Consider the following 22,777-nt stretch of genomic DNA (forward strand, 5'->3'; position numbering starts at 1 on the left):
CGGCTTCTGCCATGAGGGGCAGACCGAATAAATATATTGTAAGGTTGTCTGATAACCTTATATGATGGCGTTGAAAACAAAATAGTTGTGACCGCGTCAAGACGCTAGTGCTGTCGGTGCGCAAGGCACCGCTTTACGAAGCGGGAGGGATTTTATGAACGAGCCAATGCAAAGCTTAGCCGAGGCGCCAGAGAATAGCCTTCACACCGAGAATTTGATTGCTGTACTCGGAGCCGATGTCGTGCTCAGCGGTGAAGATGTGGTTCGCTATTGTCGGGATTGGCATGGCGATGTCACGACCGGGGCGGTGGCGGTATTGCGCCCGCGGTCGACTGAAGAGGTTGCAGCCGCGGTCAAGGCATGTGCAGCGCTTGGGTTGGGCATCGTTCCTCAAGGCGGCAATACCGGACTTGTCCTGGGTGCGACGCCCGATCAGCCTTCGGGTCAGGTGGTGATCAGTCTTGAGCGTATGACGGCCATCCGCCGTATCGATAGCGATGATTTTTCCGCTGTGGTTGAGGCAGGCTGCATCCTGTCCGAGTTCAAGGATGCCGTGGCCGAAAAAGGCATGTTCTTTCCGCTAGCACTTGGCGCCCAGGGGTCCTGCCGTATGGGCGGAAACGTGTCCACCAATGCCGGCGGCATCAATGTGCTGCGCTACGGTATGACGCGCGAGTTGGTTCTGGGGCTTGAAGTTGTGCTGCCGGATGGCACCGTATTCGATTGTCTGTCGACCCTGCGGAAGGATAATCGTGGCATTGATCTCAAGCAGTTGTTCATCGGCGCAGAAGGGACGCTTGGCATTATCACTGCCATATCCGTCAAGCTCACGCCGGAACCGGACCAGGTGGCGACAGCTTTGCTGGGGCTCAATGCCCTGGATGACGCCATCAAGCTTTTCCGCCGCGCGCGGCGGGATTGCTGTGACCTGATGTCGGCCTTCGAGTTCATGCCGCCGCTTGCCTTTGTGCTGGCCCAGGAAGCAATCCCTGATCTGGCGATGCCTATCTCCGGCGAATACGAGGCCTATGTGCTGATGGAGATTTCAGGATCCGGTCTGGTCGATATCTCCGATCTGATGGAGCGCTTTCTTGAAGGTGTTATGGAAGAAGGTCTTGTGGCCGATGGTGTGATTGCGTCCTCGTCGACGCAGGCGCGCAATCTATGGCTTTTCCGCGAGGGCATGAATGAAGGTCAGGCCAAGCGCGGTCCGCATTTGCGTACGGATATTTCCGTGCCGCTTTCTAACCTTGCGGATTTTGTCCGTGACGCCGAGGCCGCCGTTACCGAGGCGCTGCCGGATTGCGTCAGCGTTTCGTATGGCCATGTGGGCGACGGCAATGTTCACCTGAACGTTCTGCCTCCGTCCGGCCTTTCTCCAGACGAGGTCGCTCAGCGGATCTACAAGGCGAAGGTTGCCATCAACGGCGTTCTGGATGCCTATCAAGGGTCGATCAGTGCTGAACATGGTATCGGTCGATTGAAGCTGGCTGACCACGAAGCGCGGATGCCAAAGGTGAAGCGCAAATTGCTGACTGCCGTGAAGACTGCGATCGATCCAGCTTCTCTGATGAATCCGGGCTGCCAATTGAATTTCGACAAGAACTCGTAGAAAACATTTGTGGAGGACTGCATCAGCGGGGGAGACACGAGTGGATTTCGGTCAGATTAGGCGCGGAGAGCATTTGCCAGCGCGCATTGCGGCTCAGATCGGTCGAGAAATCGTCGAGGGACGCATCGCGCCGGGCGAGAGGCTTCCGACAGAGCATTTTCTTGCCAGCAGTTTTGGCGTCAGCCGGTCTGTGGTGCGCGAGGCCATTGCGCAGTTGCGCAATGAGGGCCTCGTCGAGACGAGGCAGGGCGTGGGCGCGTTCGCAACCGAGCAGCAGTCTCGCCAGGCGATCAGGATCGAGCAACACGACCTCGACAACAAATCGACTTTCCGGGACCTTTTTCAATTGCGCGTCCCTCTCGAAATAGAGGCCGCAGGCCTTGCCGCGGTCCATCATACAGACGCTGATCTGGCCAAACTCGATGAGACACTGGCGGCCATGATGGGCGCGGATAAGTGGACGGAACAGGGGATCGTCGCCGATCTCGCCTTTCATCGTGCTGTGGCGACGTCGACCGGCAATGAATATTTCTCGATCTTCATCGGATTCATCGCCGAGCGGATCAGTCTGGCCATCAACGAAGCGCGGGCAGTGGCTGTGCTGGAAGAGATTGTGGAGGTGACAATTGCCGAGCATGTGGACATCCGCGATGCAATCGCCACCCGAGATCCGAAAAAGGCGCGGGAGGCGATGAAGTCGCATTTGTCCGGCGCTGCCAAGCGCATTGGGCTGACAATCGCTTCCTATTGAGTTTCACAAATTGAGCTGTGCTAAATTTCGCAGCCTAAATGAGGAATTCGCGTAACTATAGTCAGTTTGACTGCTAGACAGGTTGCAAAACTAAAACTACAACGTCGCTGGCCGCGTTGTCAGACATCCGGACAATGTGGCAAGGTGTTTACATAAAACCCTGTCCGGGAGACATGGGGGAGGATTATTTTGAAACTCACGCGTTCACTTAACGCTGCGAAAATTTTGCCCGACGACGCTTCGCAGGCGTTGCTGATTGGTCGCGTCTGGTCGAAAGCCGTTGATGGCCCCTGCGTCGTGCTCGTTCGAGACGATCGTGTGTTCGATCTGTCATCCTTATCCGCCACAGTGTCGTCGCTTCTGGAAGCCGAGAACATTGTTGAGCAGTTGAAGTCTGCCGAAGGCCTTGCCGATCTCGGTGCCTTGGATGACTTCCTCTCCGGCGAGGCCGGCGAATTGCTGGCACCCATCGACCTGCAGGCAGTCAAAGCTGCAGGCGTGACGTTTGCCGACAGCATGCTTGAGCGTGTGATCGAAGAGCAGGCCAAAGGCGATGCATCGCGGGCCCAGGCTATACGCGAGCAATTGGCGCCAGTCCTTGGCGACAGCCTTCGCGGACTGGTCGCCGGCTCGGAACAGGCCAGCAAGGTCAAGGCGCTTCTGCAGGACATGAATCTCTGGTCGCAGTATCTCGAGGTTGGCATCGGTCCGGATGCGGAAATCTTCACTAAGTCACAGCCCATGTCATCGGTTGGATGCGGCGCGCTTGTGGGTATTCACCCGATGTCGGAATGGAATAATCCGGAACCTGAAGTGGTTCTGGTCCTTCGCTCCGATGGTCAAATCGTCGGTGCGACGCTTGGAAATGACGTCAACCTGCGCGATGTTGAAGGTCGTTCGGCGCTTTTGCTGTCGAAGGCCAAGGATAACAACGCGTCGTGCTCGATAGGGCCGTTCATCCGCCTGTTTGACGCGGGATTCTCGCTTGAAGATTTGTCGCGAGTGAAGGTTTCGCTGCATGTCGAAGGCGAAGATGGTTTCGTCATGGCCGGCGAAAGTCCGATGGAAGCGATCAGTCGCACTCCGTCCGATCTCGCACGCCAGTTGCTCAATCGCAATCACCAGTATCCTGATGGTGCTGTTCTGTTTCTGGGAACCATGTTTGCACCGGTCAAGGACCGCCGTGGCGAGGGGCAAGGCTTCACCCATGAAATGGGTGACCGGGTTGAAATTTCCACGCCAAAGCTTGGACGGTTGGTCAACTGGGTTCAGCGCAGCAATGCCTGCCCGGAATGGACCTTCGGTCTGGGTGCGCTGATGAAAAACCTCGCAGGCCGCGGCCTTTTGTAAACAGAACCAGGGAGGAACGGATGCAAAAAGTCGTCGATCTTTTCTACCGATTTCTCGAAACCCTGATGGTGCTGCTTCTTGCAGGCATGGCGATCATGGTCTTCGGAAATGTTGTGCTGCGCTATGGCTTCAATTCGGGCCTCAATGTTTCCGATGAACTGTCGCGATATTTCTTCGTCTGGCTCACCTTCATCGGCGCTGTGGTCGGGTTTCGTGAATATGGTCATATGGGTGTCGAGACCGTTGTGGCGATGTTCGGGCGCAAGGGCCGCATCGTATTGATGGCTATCACCAATCTCGTGATCATAGCGGTCTCCGCGATCTTCTTCTGGGGTACCTGGAAACAGCTGCCGATCAATATGAGCATGAGTGCTCCGGTGACCGGGCTTTCCATGGGCTGGGTCTATGGTATTGGCTTCTTCACCGGCACAGGCTGTATTTTGATTGCCTTGGAACGCCTGTTTCGTATCGCCACCGGTCGCATAACCGAGCGTGAACTTGCCGCTTTTGCCGGCGAAGACATGTCCATAGAACATCTGTCGGAGCGCGGCTGATATGACCCTTCTGGTATTTATAGTATCGCTTCTCGGCGCCATGGCGATTGGTGTGCCGGTCGCATTCGCGCTGATGTTCTGCGGTGTCGTGCTCATGAGCTACATGGGCATGTTCAACAGCCAGATTATCGCGCAGAACATGATCATCGGCGCTGATACATTCACGCTGCTTGCTATTCCGTTCTTCATTCTTGCCGGCGAGTTGATGAATGCAGGCGGCTTGTCTCGCCGCATCATTGAATTCGCGATTGCCTGTGTGGGCCATATTCGCGGCGGTCTGGGTATCGTTGCGATCATGGCTGCGATCATCATGGCCAGTATCTCCGGCTCGGCTGCTGCCGATACGGCGGCACTTGCCGCGATCCTGATCCCGATGATGGCCAATGCCGGTTACAACGTGCCGCGTTCCGGCGGTTTGATTGCGGCTGGTGGTATCATTGCTCCCGTCATCCCGCCGTCGATGGCTTTCATCGTCTTCGGTGTGTCGGCAAACGTTTCGATCACACAGCTTTTCATGGCTGGTATCGTGCCTGGCATTTTCATGGGCTTCGCCCTGATTGCCATGTGGCTCGTCGTTGTCCGCAAGGACAAGATCGAAGCCTTGCCAAAGGCGTCCGGTGCTGAGCGTCTTGGAGCAACTGGCCGTGCGCTTTGGGCGCTGGGCATGCCGGTCATTATTCTCGGCGGCATCAAGGCTGGCGTCGTGACGCCAACCGAAGCTGCAGTGATTGCAGCTGCCTATGCTCTTTTTGTCGGTATGGTGATTTACCGCGAGCTGAAGCCAAAGGACCTGCCATCGGTTATCCTGCGGGCCGCCAAGACGACGTCCATCGTTATGTTCCTCGTCTGTGCCGCGCTGGTTTCGGCCTGGCTGATTACGGCTGCGAATATTCCGGCGGAGGTCGCTGGCTATATCGAGCCGCTGATCGACCGGCCAAAGCTGCTGATGCTAGTCATCATGTTGCTGATCCTGGTCGTCGGTACGGCGCTCGACCTGACGCCGACCATCCTGATCCTGACCCCTGTCTTGATGCCGATCATCAAGATGGCGGGTATCGATCCAGTCTATTTCGGTGTGATGTTCATCATGAACTGCTGCATCGGTCTCATCACGCCGCCTGTTGGCGTCGTGCTGAACGTGGTGAGTGGTGTGGGGCGCATTCCCCTCGGCAAGGTCGTGGTCGGCATTCTGCCGTTCCTTCTCGTCGAAGTCTGCGTGCTCATGCTGTTCGTTCTATTCCCCGAAATCATCATGGTGCCTGCACGGTGGCTGCATTGAGGGGTTTCAACGCCTATCGTTTAACTTCAACCATCCTTTGGGAGGATAATATGAGAAAGATTCTACTCGCGACTACGGCACTTGCATTTGCTGCTTCGGCATCCGCTCCGGCCTTTGCTGAATTCAATGATCGCAACATCCGCGTTTCGAACGGCATCAATGCCGACCACCCGGTCGGCAACGGTATCGAAGCAATGCAAAAATGCCTTGACGACAAGTCCGGTGGCAAGCTGAAGCTGACCGCATTCTGGGGCGGCGCTCTTGGCGGCGACTTGCAGGCCACGCAGGCTCTGCGTTCGGGCGTACAGGAAGCAGTCGTCACGTCGTCTTCGCCGCTCGTCGGCATCGTGCCTGCTCTCGGCGTGTTCGACCTTCCGTTCCTGTTTGCCAATGCACAGGAAGCCTACACGGTTCTCGACGGCGAGTTCGGTGACATGATGAACGAGAAGCTCGAAGCTGTTGGTCTCGTAAACCTCGCTTACTGGGAAAACGGCTTCCGTAACCTGTCGAACTCGGTTCGTCCGGTCACCAAGTGGGAAGACATGGAAGGCATGAAGGTTCGCGTCATGCAGAACAACGTCTTCCTCGACACGTTCCAGAACCTCGGCGCCAACGCGACGCCAATGGCATTCGGCGAAGTGTTCTCGGCTCTCGAAACCAACACGATCGATGCACAGGAAAACCCTTATGTGACGATCGATACTTCGAAGTTCTACGAAGTTCAGAAGTATGTGACCGAGACCAACCACGCTTACACGCCGTTCCTGTTCCTGTTCTCTAAGGCTATTTTTGATACCTATACGCCTGACGAGCAGGCTGCTCTTAGCGAATGCGCAAAGGTCGGCCGCGACGTTGAGCGTTCGGTCATCGGCGATCTGAACAAGAAGTCGCTGGAAAAGATCGAAGCTGAAGGCATCAAGTTCAATCAGCTTTCTCCCGAAGAGCAGGTCCGCATTCGCGAAAAGTCGATGGTTGTTTACGACAAGCACAAGGCTGAAATCGGCGCTGACGTCGTTGACTCCGTTCTTGCTGAATTGAAGAAGATCCGCAACTAACAGACCAAATGACGGCTGCGGTTGCAGTCATAGAAGAGCCCGCAGCGGGAAACCGCTGCGGGCTTTTTTGTCTCTGCCCGAGACTTGGCGGGCGCTTTGGAACATCTATTCAGGTACTGCCGGCAGAACGGTGTCCCGAGCCTTCAACTGGCGCTCCCGGAAGAAGATAAAGAGGCCGGAACCGATAATCAGCGCTGAACCGACCAGCATGGTGGTGCGCGGCAGATCACCGAAGAACATCCAGCCGAAGATGATTGCCCAAATGAGAAGCGTGTATTGAAGCGGTGCCACGGTGGCGGCATCCGAGATCTTCAAGGCACGATTGACCAGCATGTGGGCCAGCATGGCGACAACGCCGAGCAGGCATAGCAGCAGTATCTCGCTTGAGGAGTTCAGCGGAGCCCAGTTGAAGGGTGCGAAGATCAGGCCTGCAATGGCTGCTCCCAAAAGCTGGAAGAAGACGAGTGTCTTGTCCGGAGTGCCCCGCAATGTTCGACCAGTCAAAAGCATAAATGCAAAGGCGACCGAACCCACGATCGAGATGATGGCCGGCATGGTGAACATTGCGCTGGACGGTTCAAGCGTGATCAACACGCCGATGAAGCCAAACGAGATTGCTGTCCAACGGCGCCAGCCCACCTGCTCCTTGAGCAGGAGCGGGGAGGCGGCGGCGACATAAATAGGCGCGGCCAGCCAGTATGTCATCACGTCCGCCAGAGGCAGGTACATTACGGCGTAATAGAAGCAGAAGACCTCGCCTGTGGAGAAGGCAACCCTTGCGAATTGCATGAGAGGTCTCTCGGCGCTGATGATCGGTTTCAGGCCCGCGTGCCATAGAAATGGCGACAGGATCAACAGAGCGGCAACGCTGCGGATCAGCACCACCTGGCCCAGCCCATAGCTGGCCACCAGCCATTTGCCCATGGCATCATTGAGGGCAAACATGAACATGCCCAGAAGCATGATCGCTGGCCCGGCAACAGGCGCCAAACGCGCCGCGAAATTGTCGGTCTCGGTGGTGCTGGCCATTCATATCCTCCCAGATGGCTAAGCCGAAATTGTTCAGAGCGTGGTCGCGTCGGACCGTCTGCGACTGACGGTAAAGGCGCGCTCCAGATCGGGGTTCAGTTCCATCCCAAGGCCTGCTCCCGGAGGCACCGTTATCATGCCATTGCGCACCTCTGGAAGAGCCGTCACAAGGTCGCGGTACCATGTGCGGTAAAAGGCACGCACACTTTCCTGGAAGACCGCATTCGGTGCATTCAGCGAAAGGTGGGTCGAGGCACAGAGCACCACTGGCCCCGTGCAATCATGAGGTGCAACCGGCAGATGCCAGGTTTCCGCCATCGAGGCAATCTTGCGTGCCTCCGACAGGCCGCCGCACCAGCTTATATCGAGCATGACTACGCCTGCGACACCGGTCTCCAGATAGTCCCGGAAGCCCCAGCGCGAACCGAGTGTCTCGGAGGCAGAAATTGGCGCCGGCGATACTTCGGCGTAGCGCTTGAGGCTTGAAAGACTGTCCATCTTGATCGGATCTTCATGCCAGAAGGTCTGGAACGGTGTCAGCGCCTTTGCAATCTGCATGGCGGGAAGAAGTTGCCACATGGAGTGGAACTCCACCATGATATCCATCTTGTCGCCCACAGCTGCACGGATTTTTTCGAATGGTACCAGTGCCTGTTTCAGGTCGGTCAACGAAATATATGTGCCGCGCGTCTTTTCGGCTGCCGGATCGAAGGGCCAGATCTTCATGGCCGTGATGCCCTCTTCCAGCAGGGATTGGGCGAGTTCGTCTGCGTGGTTCAGAAAGCCATTCAGGTCGTCGTAGTCGCTGCCCTTGGACAGACCGAAATTGGCTGTGGTCTGGCCGGTCGCCTTCTTGATGTATTCAGTCCCGGCGCAAGTGTTGTAGGTGCGGATTTCCTTTCGGGTAAAACCACCGAGCAATTGCGCAATCGGCTGGCCGGTTGCTTTGCCGAATATATCCCAGAGCGCGATATCAAAGGCGGAGTTACCGCGCACTTCTGCCCCGGACGAGCGGAAGCCGACATAGCCAACAAGATCTGCCGAAAGCCGGTCAATTTCCAGAGGATCGCGGCCGATGACGCGTGGTGCGATATATTCATGTACATAGGCTTCAACGGTCTCTGCACCAAAGAAGGTTTCGCCCAGACCTGTGATGCCTTCGTCTGTATGAACCTGAACCCAGAGCAGGTTGGCGCGCTCGGCAATGCGCACCGTTTCAATGCCGGTGATTTTCATAGGAACTCCATTTTATTATTCAGGTGAGACCGGCGACCGCGAGTGCCTTGAGGCTGAGGTCGAAATGTCGCTCCATCATTGAGGCAGCGACCAAGGGATTACCGGCCGAGATTGCTTCGGCAAGATCGAGGTGCAACTGGTTCATGGCGTCTCGTTCGACATCGCTTGATCGTGCTTTCCAGCCAATTGGCCAGCTTTCGACGATGACACCACGGAAGGCGCCGATGATGAGTGCGAAAACCGGATTGCGCGAGGCTTTGGCGATTGCCGTATGCAGTGCCAGGTCGTGCTCCATGACCACTTCCGGGCGATCGAGACTGTTTTGCATGGCGCGTGCGTGGGCAATAATTTGAATTGCCTCATCATCGCTGCGCCTGAGGGCAGCAAGGCTTGCTGTCCTCGCCTCAATGGTCCGTCGCGCGTCGTAAATCTGGCGGATATCGATCTGGTCAGTCGTCACGCCGTGGCGGAACGTCATGGCGATCGAACTGTCATCGAGTTCGGCGACTGTCGGGCGCTTGCCGACGCCGAGGTCGACTAGCCGCATTGCCGCCAGCGAGCGCAAGGCTTCCCGTATCACCGTTCGCGAAACGTTGAGGCTGTCGGTGAGCGTCGCTTCCGATGGCAGTTTGTCGCCGGCTTTAAGCTGGTTATCACGTATGAGGCTCGATATCTGCCCCACCGCAATGGCAACGCGGTCACCGGAAACAGGCTCAATCATGTTATCTCCAGACCCAATTAATCCTACAGAATTGAAAAACCTGTAGTACAGGTTTTTATTTTCGCCAAGATCAATCTGGTATTTCGGGCAACAAAAAAGGGACCCGGCGGGGTCCCTTTGACGTCAGCTTCACTTCGAGATGACAACCCTTAACCGTCGACTTGAAGCAGCCATTGCATGAAGGTCGTTGGCTTTGAGCGGTTTGGCATCTTGCCGGAATTGCCAATCTCGCGTGCGTCCCTTGGGCTGTAGCCATAGCGCGTGCGAAACATGCGGCTGAAATGCGCTGTGTCCGTGAAGCCGTAGTCATAGGCGATGGTGCTGATCATTCTTCGATCAGTAATTTTTTCAAGCGCATTGTGGCAGGCAGCCAAACGGCGATTGCGGATAAATTTGCAAACGCCGCCGCTGTTCTGGAAGAGATAATAGAGCTTGCGCCGCGAGATCTTCAAGGCTTTGCATAGGCTATCTGATCCCAGCTCGGGAGATGCAAGGTTTTCGTCGATATGCTTGCGCGCCAGTTCGAGCAGGCCAGCCGATATCGGCAAGGATGCGTCTTCAAGAGTGTCTTGGGTCTGCCTGAGTGATGCGGCAAGAAGCGCAGAGAAAGAGCTTGCTACGGATGGAATATCCTCGAGGGTCAGCGTTGCCCTATGTCGCTCGAGAGACAGGATGAATTCCTGCAGGACAGGTTTCATGGTGCCGCTAATTGCGCGGTGGCTTGCTGCATCGAGTGAAGTGGAAAGCTCCGGGAAGTTATCTCGAGCGAGCCAGATGCAGATCACACTTCCGGCGCTAGCGTTTGCAGAGATCGGTCGGACATAGGATCGAAGGTCCAGGCTGCCCGCATGGCTTTGCAGTACACGGTTGCCGGAGCAACTGATCTCGCTACCGGTCTTGCGCAATACCAGCTGCCAGTGATCCAGCTCCATCCGCTGGACATGCTGAGAGGTTCGGCGATATTGCATCGCGTCGTAGTCCATGGTGGCGATGTGCAGCTTTCGGAAATCATGACCAATGAGCGTTGCTGAAAATCCGTCATTATCGTTGGTCGCGGGGCGGGCTTCCGCAATTGGCGCACTGATTTCGCGCCAATAGTCCCATTGTTCGGTCTTACGCTTTGCAAGCGTGGTAAAGCGTTGTTCTGGCAGGACCGTTTCCGGCTCCTCAATGTCTTTAATCAGTGCTCTCACGGCGACACCACATTCTGGCCCGCAACAGAGCGGGAGGAATTCTTCAGATTGTGCGGCTAGCACGCAAGGCGTGGTAATCACCGTTGTAATATAGGAAAAAGCTTACGTAATGTCGGCGGTTTCTTCGAAATCGCGAGCCTGCAAATAGCAGCGTGGTACGTATTCTATTCGATCGCCCCCTATTTGTTCCATAGGCTTTTTGGCCTAATCGTTGTCAATCTGAAACCATTTATTGTGTTACGGTGCACACTGACTGGGCCTCACTGGAGTGAGGCTGCGGTCATGGATATTGGGGCTGCATTATGTGCGGACGGGCGCTGTGTCAAAGATGGGGAACCGCTTTGTTATTCCAGGCGCGTAACAGGTCAAGTCGGTGCCGGAGATACAATTCGGGGAGTGACGCTCGTCACGCCCTACACCACAGATGCTTGTTGTATTTGCCTCCTGAAAGCAGGCTGAAAGGCGACCGCTTTTGATCGCGTCCTTCGTGACATTTTCATTCGACTGCATTTCAAAGAACGATTTATGCCCTTGCGACAAGGTCAGGCGTCATCAGGGCTGCAACCGTTTATCGATAGAATACAGACCTAACCGAGTTGGTGGCATCATATGCGTAATCGTAAACATTCTAGCTTCCCCGCATTGTTGGGCACTTTGTGCATCGGGCTTGCAACCCTGCTTGGTCTAACGCCGCAAAGTATTCCAGCATTCGCGCAGTCCGCTGTGGTTCGGCCAGAACGTCCCTTGGTGTTCGTCCCCGGGCTTCAGGGCTCGAGACTCTGCAGCAATGACGCTTCCGGCAACGAGACGGTGGTCTGGGGGACCGTTGACGCCATCGTCCGCTTCCCGGAACTGGCTGTCAGTGGCAAGCCGGATGCTATCAAACCTTGCGGTCTCATCCGGGAGATATCCTACCTGGGTGTCTATACGCAGGATGTTTATGCTCCTTTTATCGAACGCCTGAAGAAGGAGGGGTATCGCGAAGGGGAAACGCTTTTTCTGTTCGATTATGATTGGCGCCTGAGTGCGTTCGATAATGCAAAAGAGCTCGCTGATTTTGTCGATCGCAGGCTGCCTGATGGCCAGCGTTTCGACCTGGTCGCCCACAGCTTCGGCGGTCTGGTGGCACGGGCCTACGCGCTGGATGAAGGCGGTGCAGATCGCATAGATCACCTGATCAGCGCCGCCACGCCTTGGCGCGGATCGGTTGAGGTGTTCGATCTCCTGCAGAATGGCTGGGGGGCAACCAATATCTTAATGGGCGGACTGGACGGGTTTCGCAGTACCATTCTCACATTTCAGTCCATGTTCGAACTCATGCCGCGCTATCGCGGGTGCTGTGGTGACAGCGTCTCCTCGGCCGATGGATTTGACGCGCGTGACGCAGCAGCTTGGAACCGTTTGAACTGGAGCGCCGTTGATCGAGATAATCTACCGGATCTGTCTGATCTGTCCGATCGTCAGGCCAGACTAAACGATCTCATCGCAAGAGCACTGCCCGCCTCCGTTGAAGACGTTCTAGTCGTGGGAGATGATCAGCGCACTCCGGTGCAATATTCGCTCAATGCCAGCGGGTCTGAGGCGCAATTTGTCATTCACACAGGCTGGGAGGGCGACGGCACAGTGGCGCGCGATAGCGCCGTTTTACGAAAGCGTGTAACCTTTCCGACCAGCTTCGCAACACACGAATCCATTCTGAATGAAACCTCCGTGCAGGAGTTTGTCGTGGCAACATTGGCCAGGGGTGCCGATCAGGCCCTTCGTGACGTGCCGGTGCGGGAACGCACATCTGTCCTCACATCCGTTGGCGAACTCGTCGAACTCATTGGCGTGTCAGTCACTGCCGATCAGCCGGCATACCGCGCAGGGTCGACCGTCAAGGTTTCGGTCCATGTTCGGCTGGATGCCGGCAATGTGGTTGATGCGCGTATTATCGACATATCTGCAGTGCGACCGGACGGAACAGAGATCAGCGTCGCACCCATCTCCGATCCGCAAGCATCCGATCCTACAAGTCCGCTGGAGCAATCTTTTTCGGCCACGATCGATACGGGAATGGTTGCCGGTCCACTCACGTTCACCGCAACACTGTCGGCTGAAGGTATGGAAACGCGGCAAGCAACACTGTCGGTCCCCGTGCTCGCCCGGTGAACGCCGCCGAACCGTCAGTGCGCCACGCTTGGCTTACGGATCGCTGAAGTTTTTCACTAGCAGATCGCGCATCTTATCCATCGGCTGCTCCGGCAGGTCGGCGGCCGGGGTCATGCCGGGGCCGAAGCCATCATGGGCAAATTTTGCGATCAGCTTTTTGTCGCGGCTGATGATGTGCAGCGGGACCGCGCGTGATGCGTCGGGACCCGTGATAATGGCTGCCGGCTGGTGATCGCCGAGAATGATGAAGACCGCGTCGTCTCCGAAGCGTGCGACATAATCGCCGAGTGTTTGAAGCGAATAGTCGATCGTCTCGATATATTGCTTGCGAACCCGGTCGTGATCTGACCAGACGACAGAGGGCGTGTCGCCGCTGGTGGCCTGATCATTGAAAGCGGTACCGTCGCCCACGTCATTCCAATCGATCAGCGTCGGCACCGGCGTCCAGGGGGCGTGGCTGGAAATCAGTGCGATTTCCGCCATCACCGGTTGGCCCTGACGGTTTGCCGGTCGACGCGCCAGTTTGTCGAAAGCAGACAGGGTATATTGGTCCGGCATGGTGACCCAGTTGAACGGCTTGCCCTTATATTCAAGGTCCTTGGCTGCAAGGACCTGATCGTAGCCAAAATAATCCGCTTCCGGCCAATCCATGGAAATGGCCGGCATGACTGCTGTCGTTTTCCAGCCCGCCCAATGAAACAGCCGGTTGAGGCTTGGCCGTTTGCTGATCATCAACCGGTCATAACGTGCCTGGCTGTCGACCCAGAGACCTGACAGGAATGTGCCATGGGCGAGCCAGCTCAAGCCGCCAACAGTTGGCGAGCGGCTCCATGTCGTTGCCGAGGCAAAGCCCGCAGCGTCGAGCTGTTGCTCCACGCTTTGAAGTCGCGGTCTGATCAGGCTGCTGTAGCGCGGATCTTCAATCGCGCTTCGACCATAGGACTCGACAAAGACCAGCACAACATCACGTCCGCGAATGCCTTGAAAGAGGCTTTTTTCAACCGCGTTACCCTCCGCCTCTTCGGCGGCGAGCTGCTGCTCGAAAACGTGCATATCAGCAACGGATTTGGCCACCAGCGATAGTCTCGCCTCAAGGTAAGAGGCGGCTCGCGCGTCCGCGATGCCGCCAAGCCCAAGGCTCGTGCCGGACATCCACACGGCAGTCCCGAGCGCGAGAATAGCAACAAACGGGATCGCCAGAGTTCTCTTCTGCCGGGGATGGGCAATCGCTATGCGGCGTTGCGCGAGGAAAAATGTGATCGCCAGTCCGATGAAGCCGGTCAGAACCAGGGCGATCAGCAAGGCTGTCTGCCACGCGCCAATGGTTCCCGACAGCAGATTCCAGCCGTCGAACAGCATTTTGATATCGAGGTAGGGATTAAAGCGCCTCTGGAAAGCCGACTGAACGCCGATATCGGCGATCCGCAAAAACAGCGAGGTGAAAACGACGAGCGTTGTCAGGACGGCAAATGGTGTTCCTAGCCTGCGGGGCAACAGCAGCAAGGCAAGAGGCAAAAGAGGTATCTCCAGCGGAAAGCGCAGGAAAACATGTGGGCGGAATGCGCCTGGATGATCGGGCAGGGTGAGGCCCACAAACGCAATGACAACGGTCACGACAACGGGAATGATAATTTTGTGCAACTTGTGTTGCACGGTGTTGTCGGCCATTGCGTTTCGCGGCATGACGGCAGTCTCCAAATTCTGACTTATTAGAAGTTGCGGGCATAGCCGCATTCAGGAAAAAAATACGATGAACCTCAAATTCGCAATTCCGGCGATATTGATCTGCGCCGCTATTCTGGCGGCTCTGATCGTTTTTGTGGAACCGGAGAGTGTTCTGGCGGCTTTTCGCGAGGTTCCGATCACGTCCGTGGTTGCGGCGCTGATTGTGGTACAGGTCCAGATCGTTCTCTCGGCGGTTCGTTGGCGCTTCACGGCGAAGAGACTTGATCACCAGATCTCGCTGTCGCTGGCTATACGCGAATATTATGTGAGCAGCCTTTTGAACCAGCTCCTGCCGGGAGGTATGGCGGGTGATGCGTTTCGCGCCTATCGCAACCGAACCGACGAAAGCGGCGGCTGGAAGCGGCCTGCAACTGCGGTGCTGCTGGAGAGGCTGTCGGGACAAGTTGCCTTCTTCTTTCTGATCGGCCTTGGCCTCTTTGCATGGCCCTTGCTTCTGTCGGATCATCTTCCCGATGGGTTTGCGGTGCTGGTCTGGATATTTGTGTTGCTGCTTGTCGGGTGTGCCACGCTTGGAACCGTATTCTGGCGGAGCAATCTGTTTGAGCGGTTCAGGCGGTTGAAGCCGGATCTGGCTGCCGTGTTCTGGCAGGGTGGTGCGCTGCGCGTCCAGGTGGGCTTGAGCGTTTTGATTGTGGCCGGTTATGTCGCGACGTTCCTGATCGCATCTGATGCGGTTGGCGCGACGCTGCCGGTGGTCGCTGCCATGACGGCAATCCCGCTTTGCCTGTTGACGATGCTGATCCCTGCTGGCGTGGGTGGCTGGGGCACACGCGAGGCTGCTGCTGCCGCTCTGTGGCCGCTGTTCGGCTTCACCAGCGCTCAAGGCCTGTCTGCAAGCCTGCTCTACGGACTTTTGTCCATTGCGGGAGCTGCCCTTCCAGGACTGTTCTTTATCGTTCAATCCCTGCTGCGCGGACGTATCGGCCAGGCCTAGGCGCGACATTACTCGACCAGCCGGAGCCGGGCGTAGATGTCTCCGGATGGGCTATCCGCTGTCAGTTCCGACAAATCGGACAGCAGTTCGTCAGCGTTCTTCCAGTGCGTATAGAGGAACTGATGCCGTTCTCCGACCACTCTGTTGAACCGGTAATCACCGAGTAAGGCCAGCCGGTCGATGGATTCTTTTGCAATCGATGGCATCGCTGGAATGTATTCGAAGGCGATCAGGGCCAAGGGCTCGCTCAGTCCCTTCAATATCTCCGCTTCAGCGCCTTCAACGTCGATCTTGCAAAAGGCCGGTTTGCCATAGCGTGCAATCAGCGCGTCGAGCGTGGTCATGGGGACCTTTATCTGGCGATCCCAGACAACGTTGCTAAAACTGCCCACTGTTTTTGCGCGCTCGATAAACTGGCTCGAAATGCTGGTGACAGTCGGATGACGGCTTGAAATATTGAGGGTGATTTCGCCTTCAGAGGCACCAACTGCCACGCGTTCGAAACCCTTCAGCTGCGATGCAAAATGTTTTGCGATCAGGTCTGCAAATGCCGGTTGAGGCTCCACAGCGACGACCTTTGCGCCAAGCGAGAGCATGGTCTTGCTGCGGCTACCCACATGCGCGCCGATGTCGAACACCAGATCTCCGGGGGAGACCAGATCGCGGTAGAAGGTTTTCAGCGCCGACCTGCGCCAGGGCTGGCCATAGTATACCACCAGGGAGCGTGTCATGCCGACGGCCGTGTTCAGGTGGCGCAATATTGCCGTCATGCGCTTGCCCTGTGCGTGAAGAGATAGACCGTATCGACGGTGAAGGAATAGACCAGCAGTCCAAGGGCTATGGCGGCGATTGCTGTTGACTGCAGAACTGTGACGAACGGTGTCAGGACAAAGCAGAGGGCAAGGCCCTGCACGACGCAGACTATCTTGCGGCGCAGCGACGACGGTAACTCTCCGCGCAACGTCGGGATTGCCCATTGAGCAACCAAGAAGCCATAGCGCATGAGGCCGATAAGCAAGACCCACCAACCGGCCTTGCCGAGGGCCATCGCTGCCACAGACAGGACCATGATCAAAAGGGCGTCGATTTCCATGTCGAAGCGTGCGCCAAGGGTCGATTCTTGTCTGAGGCGACGTGCGAGATAACCGTCAACGCCGTCCAGCACCAACGCTGCGACAACCAGGCCGACCAAGACCCATGGCAGTGTAGCCTGCCAATAGATATCCAGAGAAAAGACGACGAGTGCTGCGACAATGCTGGTGATTGCGGCGCGCACTGCAGTGACCAGATTGGCGTAGCCAAAACGCACATAGGGATGGTGCGGGAGGGCATAGATCACAATTGTAAAGATCAGCAGAAGAAGAGCTGCTGCGGACGCGAACACCTTGGGGCCGAGCGACAGGTGCGATGCGAGCAGGACATAGGCCGCGGAGGCGCTGAAGAAGACCGCGCCCAGAACCGACAAAGTATTGGTCAGCAGATTCGGCTGTACCGGCCAGCGGCCAGTGGCGCGCTTGGGCAATACCGATATCGTTTGATCAAACTGTGCCATCGCTGTTTACTCCGCTGCGACGATTGACTGAATATCGAGAAGGTGGCCAGCCCGTATGGCTTTTGTACGAAGGTAATTCTCGTTTTCTGCCGTTACACGTCCGGTGACGGGCGCACGTGCATCGACGTCTATACCCCCCATTCGCAATCCGGCAATCTTGGTCGGATTGTTGGTGTAGAGGATGACTTTTCGAATATCGAGTAGCTGCAGCATTGCGACCGCAGCTTCATAACGTCGGTGATCCGGACCGAGGCCCAGTTCGGCGTCGGCATCGATCGTATCCAGGCCTTCATGCTGATAGCCATAGGCGCGCATCTTGGCGCCAATCCCGGTGCCTCGGCCTTCCTGATCGAGATAGAGCAACACGCCGCCGCCAGCTTGCTTCAGCAAAGCCAGGCCGTTTCTCAACTGATCGCCGCAATCGCACTTTAACGAACCACACAGGTCGCCGGTCAAACAGGACGAATGGATGCGGACGGGCACTGCTTTGGTGAGATCCGGCTTGCCGACGATAATCGCGACCTGATCCTTCTGGGCGAGACCGCCGCGGAAGATCACGAAGTCCGCGTTTCCGAGATCCTTCAGCGGCACTCTTGTGCGTACGACCTTGTCGAAGCTCTGCCGCGCCGTATCGGCACCCTGCAGATCGCCATGATCAAGCCTGCAGCAACCTTCGAAGCGGGACGCGGTGTCGGTGATGTCTGCGCAAACCATTGCGGGGAGCAACAGTGCAAGCCGTGCGAGTTCTGCGGATGCACTGACCAGCGGATTTGCTGCATGCCATTGTGATGGCGCTTGTACGCCTCTTGCGTAGGACAGGCGGGATGCCTGCTCGAAGGAGATGTCTGACAGCGGAACAGAGATGTCGCCCAGTGCATCGATACCGAGACGCTTCGCCCGTGGCGCGGTTAATAAAAGCGAGTGCTTGTTGTCAGTCGCATTTGCAAACTGCGCGTAGATGGAAGGAGATACGCAGTCGAGGGCCAGTACTGCAAGTGTAGTGTCGCCGCTTTGCAAAGCCACCGGCCGGCCAAAGCGCAGTTCGGACACTGCGCGTTCCACCTTCATGGCCGGCGTTGCAAACTGAAAACCGAAGTTGTCAGCCTTTGACATTGACATATCTCCTAAAATCGATTGAGCGCATGAGCTGCTACAAGTTGCGAATTCGGTGTTAAATAACGCAGCTCGCTCGTACGAACAGAGCGGGGTGTAGACCGATCTTTCAACTTTTCGCGAGGTCAATCTTGCGACCTGCACGGAAAATCCAAGTTTTTGCACATCAGTCCAAGTTGATGCGTGTACGTTATGGCGCATCAAGTGATAACGCTCCGATTGCAGCGGTTGCTCTGGACGTGAGAGGACCGTGGTTTGTCAAGTCACGGGTGCATGCCGCGCGGTGGAAGCGCATTTTGCGTGGAGCTCTGGGCATGGGCCTCTCACCTTCTTCGAGTTTGCGCCATTGCCGACGCTGGACGTTGTGTTGATGTGCACTACATCATGTTTGCCGCGGCAGGCGCTGTGACGTGCGACACAGGCTGGTCTCATGTTATTTGATAGTCCGCAGGTCGCCATGCAATGCGCATCAACGAAAGGTGAGAGTGTTTGACCAACGAGGTCCCCGATATCGATAGGGCGCAGAAGCACGCGGTGCGTGCATTTTGGATTCCCGCCGCCCAGCAATGCGCGATGCGCGAGGAGACGATCTCTTCACCTGGCGATGGCGAAGTGTTGGTCAAGACCCTTTTCAGCGGCGTCAGCCGTGGTACGGAGTCGCTTGTCTTTAATGGCAAGGTTCCCGCTTCGGAGGTTGAACGCATGCGCGGGCCCAATATGGCTGGCGAATTTTCCTTTCCTGTAAAATATGGTTATGCGGCGGTTGGCCAAGTGATCGACGGGCCAGGTGCGTTGCATCGAAAGCCCGTATTCTGTCTTCACCCGCATCAGGATCTTTTTGTGGTGCCAGAAGCGATGGTTACAGTCTTGCCGGATGCTCTTCCGCCCAGCCGTGCCGTGCTTGCTGCCAATATGGAGACAGCGCTTAACATCGTGTGGGATGCAGGCGTACTCCCCGGTGATCGCGTCGCCGTCTTTGGCGCGGGTGTGGTGGGTGCGCTTGTCGCTTACATTTGCTCATCGATCCCGGGAGCAGATATCCTTCTGATAGATCGTGATAGCAACCGAGCCGATCTTGCCAGGCGTTTAGGTGTTCCGTTTGCTTCCAGCGCTCGTCTGGAAGGTGAATTCGACATATTGATCAACGCATCCGGCGCGCCTGAAGCCTTGGCGCAAGCGCTCGAGCATGCGGGTCAGGAGGCCAGACTTGTCGAGGCCAGCTGGTATGGCGAGAAATCGGCGAGCTTACCGCTCGGCGGCGCGTTCCATTCCAAGCGACTGTCCATCATCAGTTCTCAGGTTGGTTCTGTGCCGGCGGCCAGGCGGGTGCGTTGGAATTTTGGCCGACGGCTCGGCAAGGCTCTGGACCTGCTTTGCGATGATCGTCTCGATATTCTCATCTCCGGCGAAACGGATTTCGCCAACCTTGCCGACGCCTATCCCGGTATTCTGGCAAGTCCTCAAACTCTTTGTCACCGCATACGTTACTGAAGAAAGTGAAACCCATGTTTGCAGTTGAAGTTCGCGACCACATCATGATCGCCCATAGCCTTCCCCGCCCGGTTTTTGGGCCAGCCCAAGCCATGCATGGAGCAACCTTCGTGGTCGATGCTGCGTTCTATACACGCGATCTCGATGAAGACGGGCTGGCGGTTGATATCGGCGCAGCCATGGAAGTTCTAAGTGCGGTGCTCAAGCCGCTCAACTACTCAAATCTCGATGAAGTCGATGTCTTCAAGGGTAAGGTTACGACAACGGAAGTGATTGCCAAACATATCTTCGACCAGCTCGCCAATGCCGTTGCCAACAAGAAACTCGGTCCCGGCAGCCACCGAATCTGCAAGCTGAAGATCACATTGCATGAGTCTCACACGGCCCGCGGTTCCTACGAGGCCGATCTTTGAGCGGTACCCTGTTTTTTGCCTATCCGGGCAAGCTCGATCTGAATACCGGCGGTTTCGCCTATGATCGCCGGGTGATCCGTGGCCTCGATAAACTTGGATGGGATGTCCGTCCGCTGAGTTTGGGCGACGGGTTTCCGTTTCCAACGGATGACACCCGGCACTCCGCGGAAGAGGCTTTGTCGGCGCTAGCGGACGGTGACCTGGTGATGCTGGACGGTCTTGCGTTCGGCGTGCTCGGCGACTGGGCCGAGCGTGAGGCCGAGAGACTTCGACTTGTTGCGCTGGTGCATCATCCTTTGGCGCTTGAGACGGGACTCGATGAAGCGCAGCGAGAGATGTTTCACGCGAGTGAAGTGAAGGCCCTTTCGCATGCCCGACACGTGATAGTCACCTCTCCCATGACGGCCCGCGAGCTATCGTCTCATTATGGCGTGCAGCAGGATCGCATTACGGTGGCTATTCCCGGCACTGACCCTGCCTCCGCTTCGATTGGCGACAGGTCCATTCCACATATCATTTCGATTGGTACACTTACGCCTCGCAAGGGACACGACATCTTGCTGGCTGCGTTGAAGCAGGTTGAGGATCTGGACTGGACGGCGACCATTGTCGGCAGCCGGGCACTCAACGCGCAGACGACGGTGGAACTTGATCGTCAGCTTGAGGAGCTCGGGCTGGGGGAGCGTGTCACTTTGCCCGGCGAATGTAATGACCCACGTGAGTTGCTGGCCAATGCAGACATATTTGCGCTCGCCAGCCGGTATGAGGGTTTCGGAATGGTCTTCGCCGAGGCTCTTTCCCACGGCTTGCCGATCGTGGCCTGCAGCGCCGGGGCTATTCCGGATGTTGTGCCGGAAGATGCTGGCATCCTTGTTCCGGTCGATGACGTGTCTGCATTTGCGGCTGGTTTGCGTCGGCTGCTGTCGGACCCCGATGAGCGTCAAAGGCGGGCTAAGGCGTCACAGCTTGCCGGCGCAAAGCTTCCTGGCTGGGACGAGACGGCAAGCATTATTTCAAGCACACTGGAGATAAAAGCGTGAGCGGATTTGACAAGGACTGGCTTGCGCTTCGCGAACCGGTAGACAAAGCGGCGAGAGACCCGGAGCTTGTCGCGCAGCTTTCGAGTTATCTGGACGCCGTCGATCAGGCCCGGTTGATGGATATCGGCTGTGGCACAGGTTCGACATGGCGAACGCTTTCAAGAGATTTACCTCAGGTAAAGAGCTGGCTTTTGCTCGATTACGATCAAAACTTGCTTGATGAAGCGGAGCGGCGCATTGGTTCGCGTTCCGAGGTGCAATTTCGTCAACAGGATCTGACGGATCTCTCCTCATTGCCAGTCGATGGCATTTCGGTGGTGACCGCATCGGCCCTGTTCGACCTGTGTTCCGAGGATTTCTCTTCGGCATTTGCTGATCTCATGGCCGCACGCTCATGCGGGCTCTATGCGGCGCTCAACTATGATGGTGTCATGCGATGGAGCATTGCGCATTCTCTGGATCAGGAGGTGGTGGAAGGCTTCAACAGCCATCAGCGCACCGACAAGGGTTTCGGCGTGGCGCTCGGTCCGGATGCGACGTCATGCCTTGCCAAGCAGTTCGAGCAGAGAGGGTACCGGGTCACAATCGGCGATAGTCCATGGAAAATGGGTCCGGCTGAGGCCTCACTTCAGGAAGTATTTCTCAACGGGGTGGCTCAGCCTCTGCGTGAGATTGAACATCTGACGAATGCACAAATCGATGACTGGCTGGCGTTCCGCCTTTCCGTCATTGAGGCAAATGGAAGCCTATGCGAGGTCGGCCATGCAGATCTTCTCGCTCTGCCGGGCTAAGGGGATGTCCGATTTCAGCAGACAATCGAAAACGATGTCGCTGCCGAGCGTATAAGTCTCGGTGGCAGGCCGGTGGGCAGACGACAATTTGTCGATGGGGGGAAGGGTGATTCCGCTTGGCCCCGACCCTATGATGATGGGGGCGATTGCGACGTGCAGCCGGTTGACGAGATTCGCGTCGATAAAGCGGGCAATCGTCCGTGCACCACCCTCGACAAGAATTCGGCTCAAGTTTCGGTCGGCGAGTGCTGAAAGAATATCCTGCGGTGACAGTCCGTTTTCATCCGGCATCAACCGGATCACATCAGCATTTGGATAGGTCTTCATAGGAGCTTCGCTGCTCTGGAAAATCAGGACCGTAGCCCCCCCATCGGTGAAGATGCCTTCATCGCCTTTCAACTCGGCGCGACAGTCGATGATCACACGCACCGGATCCTTGCCCTTTGCCATTCGAACCGAGAGGCGTGGGTCATCCGCTTTGACGGTGCCAACACCCACGATCACGGCATCCACCAGGGCGCGGCAACGATGAAGATGGGCCAGGCCATCGGGGCCAGATATGTCGCGGGCATCTCCCGATGGTGTGGCGACCCGACCGTCAAGAGACTGACCGACCTGTGCGAGCACAAATTTGTTTCTTGCCGATGCGATCGGGCCGTAAAGCGCATGAGCCGAATCTGACGGACAAAGGGAGATCTCGGCCCCATCTTTCAGACGCAGCAACAAATCCCAGCAATCGTCCGTCAAATCGACCTTGCGCATAGCC

21 protein-coding genes are annotated in these 22,777 nt (G+C 56.7%); 12 read left to right on the forward strand and 9 right to left on the reverse strand.

Features of this window, described 5'->3' with window-relative positions; all coding sequences use genetic code 11:
* The first annotated feature begins 166 nt into the window (after positions 1-166).
* The 6 genes from ACWPM9_RS03590 to ACWPM9_RS03615 all read left to right on the forward strand — a co-directional run bounded on the left by ACWPM9_RS03590 (position 167) and on the right by ACWPM9_RS03615 (position 6,601).
* Complete coding sequence (locus ACWPM9_RS03590; protein WP_484757588.1) at positions 167-1,612, forward strand: FAD-binding oxidoreductase; 1,446 nt, start codon at positions 167-169, stop codon at positions 1,610-1,612.
* A 40-nt stretch (positions 1,613-1,652) separates the two neighbouring features.
* The gene (locus tag ACWPM9_RS03595; protein WP_428187579.1) at positions 1,653-2,363 is read left to right on the forward strand and encodes a FadR/GntR family transcriptional regulator; all 711 of its coding nucleotides are present in this window, start codon (positions 1,653-1,655) and stop codon (positions 2,361-2,363) included.
* A 189-nt stretch (positions 2,364-2,552) separates the two neighbouring features.
* A complete protein-coding gene (locus ACWPM9_RS03600; protein WP_428187580.1) occupies positions 2,553-3,713 on the forward strand; it encodes a fumarylacetoacetate hydrolase family protein in 1,161 nt (386 codons plus the stop codon).
* Between the two features lie 20 nt (positions 3,714-3,733).
* Complete coding sequence (locus ACWPM9_RS03605) at positions 3,734-4,267, forward strand: TRAP transporter small permease (RefSeq protein ID WP_428187581.1); 534 nt, start codon at positions 3,734-3,736, stop codon at positions 4,265-4,267.
* 1 nt (position 4,268) lies between these two features.
* The gene (locus tag ACWPM9_RS03610) at positions 4,269-5,546 is read left to right on the forward strand and encodes a TRAP transporter large permease (RefSeq protein WP_428187582.1); all 1,278 of its coding nucleotides are present in this window, start codon (positions 4,269-4,271) and stop codon (positions 5,544-5,546) included.
* 50 nt (positions 5,547-5,596) lie between these two features.
* A complete protein-coding gene (locus ACWPM9_RS03615) occupies positions 5,597-6,601 on the forward strand; it encodes a TRAP transporter substrate-binding protein (RefSeq protein ID WP_428187583.1) in 1,005 nt (334 codons plus the stop codon).
* Positions 6,602-6,706: 105 nt separating this feature from the next.
* Here ACWPM9_RS03615 and ACWPM9_RS03620 read toward each other — a convergent pair whose 3' ends face one another.
* The 4 genes from ACWPM9_RS03620 to ACWPM9_RS03635 form a co-directional block, all read right to left on the reverse strand.
* Positions 6,707-7,630, reverse strand: a complete 924-nt coding sequence (locus tag ACWPM9_RS03620) for a DMT family transporter (protein ID WP_484756779.1) — start codon at positions 7,628-7,630, stop codon at positions 6,707-6,709.
* Positions 7,631-7,663: 33 nt separating this feature from the next.
* Positions 7,664-8,866, reverse strand: coding sequence for a mandelate racemase/muconate lactonizing enzyme family protein (locus ACWPM9_RS03625; RefSeq protein WP_428187585.1), 1,203 nt, complete (start codon positions 8,864-8,866; stop codon positions 7,664-7,666).
* Positions 8,867-8,885: 19 nt separating this feature from the next.
* Positions 8,886-9,587 (reverse strand): FadR/GntR family transcriptional regulator, encoded by a 702-nt coding sequence (locus ACWPM9_RS03630; RefSeq protein WP_484756780.1) that lies wholly within the window; start codon positions 9,585-9,587, stop codon positions 8,886-8,888.
* A gap of 149 nt (positions 9,588-9,736) precedes the next feature.
* Positions 9,737-10,780: a helix-turn-helix domain-containing protein gene (locus ACWPM9_RS03635; RefSeq protein ID WP_484756781.1), complete on the reverse strand. Its 1,044-nt coding sequence runs from the start codon at positions 10,778-10,780 to the stop codon at positions 9,737-9,739.
* An 810-nt stretch (positions 10,781-11,590) separates the two neighbouring features.
* On the opposite strand from ACWPM9_RS03635, the gene ACWPM9_RS03640 reads away from it, so the two are divergent.
* Positions 11,591-12,931 (forward strand): lipase/acyltransferase domain-containing protein, encoded by a 1,341-nt coding sequence (locus tag ACWPM9_RS03640; protein ID WP_484756782.1) that lies wholly within the window; start codon positions 11,591-11,593, stop codon positions 12,929-12,931.
* A gap of 33 nt (positions 12,932-12,964) precedes the next feature.
* Here ACWPM9_RS03640 and ACWPM9_RS03645 read toward each other — a convergent pair whose 3' ends face one another.
* Positions 12,965-14,614 carry a sulfatase-like hydrolase/transferase gene (locus ACWPM9_RS03645; RefSeq protein WP_484756783.1) on the reverse strand — a complete coding sequence of 550 codons (1,650 nt, stop codon included), beginning with the start codon at positions 14,612-14,614 and terminating at the stop codon, positions 12,965-12,967.
* Positions 14,615-14,681: 67 nt separating this feature from the next.
* Between ACWPM9_RS03645 and ACWPM9_RS03650 the strand changes: the two genes are divergently transcribed.
* Positions 14,682-15,611 carry a lysylphosphatidylglycerol synthase transmembrane domain-containing protein gene (locus tag ACWPM9_RS03650; RefSeq protein WP_484756784.1) on the forward strand — a complete coding sequence of 310 codons (930 nt, stop codon included), beginning with the start codon at positions 14,682-14,684 and terminating at the stop codon, positions 15,609-15,611.
* A gap of 8 nt (positions 15,612-15,619) precedes the next feature.
* Here ACWPM9_RS03650 and ACWPM9_RS03655 read toward each other — a convergent pair whose 3' ends face one another.
* Genes ACWPM9_RS03655 through ribA form a run of 3 tightly spaced genes read right to left on the reverse strand, consistent with a single transcriptional unit; the run spans position 15,620 to position 18,276 of the window.
* Positions 15,620-16,381, reverse strand: a complete 762-nt coding sequence (locus ACWPM9_RS03655) for an FkbM family methyltransferase (RefSeq protein WP_484756785.1) — start codon at positions 16,379-16,381, stop codon at positions 15,620-15,622.
* A complete protein-coding gene (locus tag ACWPM9_RS03660; RefSeq protein ID WP_484756786.1) occupies positions 16,378-17,163 on the reverse strand; it encodes a CDP-alcohol phosphatidyltransferase family protein in 786 nt (261 codons plus the stop codon). The genes ACWPM9_RS03655 and ACWPM9_RS03660 overlap by 4 nt, the downstream gene beginning before the upstream one ends.
* A gap of 6 nt (positions 17,164-17,169) precedes the next feature.
* Entirely contained in the window at positions 17,170-18,276 is a 1,107-nt protein-coding gene (gene ribA / locus ACWPM9_RS03665) for a GTP cyclohydrolase II RibA (RefSeq protein WP_484756787.1), read from the reverse strand.
* Between the two features lie 489 nt (positions 18,277-18,765).
* On the opposite strand from ribA, the gene ACWPM9_RS03670 reads away from it, so the two are divergent.
* The 4 genes from ACWPM9_RS03670 to ACWPM9_RS03685 are packed head-to-tail and all read left to right on the forward strand — an operon-like array spanning position 18,766 to position 22,011.
* Positions 18,766-19,767, forward strand: a complete 1,002-nt coding sequence (locus ACWPM9_RS03670) for a zinc-dependent alcohol dehydrogenase (protein ID WP_484756788.1) — start codon at positions 18,766-18,768, stop codon at positions 19,765-19,767.
* 14 nt (positions 19,768-19,781) lie between these two features.
* Positions 19,782-20,180: a 6-pyruvoyl trahydropterin synthase family protein gene (locus ACWPM9_RS03675; protein ID WP_484756789.1), complete on the forward strand. Its 399-nt coding sequence runs from the start codon at positions 19,782-19,784 to the stop codon at positions 20,178-20,180.
* Positions 20,177-21,220 carry a glycosyltransferase family 4 protein gene (locus ACWPM9_RS03680; RefSeq protein WP_484756790.1) on the forward strand — a complete coding sequence of 348 codons (1,044 nt, stop codon included), beginning with the start codon at positions 20,177-20,179 and terminating at the stop codon, positions 21,218-21,220. The genes ACWPM9_RS03675 and ACWPM9_RS03680 overlap by 4 nt, the downstream gene beginning before the upstream one ends.
* Positions 21,217-22,011 (forward strand): class I SAM-dependent methyltransferase, encoded by a 795-nt coding sequence (locus ACWPM9_RS03685; protein ID WP_484756791.1) that lies wholly within the window; start codon positions 21,217-21,219, stop codon positions 22,009-22,011. The genes ACWPM9_RS03680 and ACWPM9_RS03685 overlap by 4 nt, the downstream gene beginning before the upstream one ends.
* Here the strand turns inward: ACWPM9_RS03685 and ACWPM9_RS03690 are convergent.
* Entirely contained in the window at positions 21,967-22,773 is an 807-nt protein-coding gene (locus ACWPM9_RS03690) for a RibD family protein (RefSeq protein WP_484756792.1), read from the reverse strand. The genes ACWPM9_RS03685 and ACWPM9_RS03690 overlap by 45 nt on opposite strands.
* Between the last annotated feature and the right edge of the window lie 4 nt (positions 22,774-22,777).

Source organism: Agrobacterium sp. H141 (genome assembly GCF_057158725.1).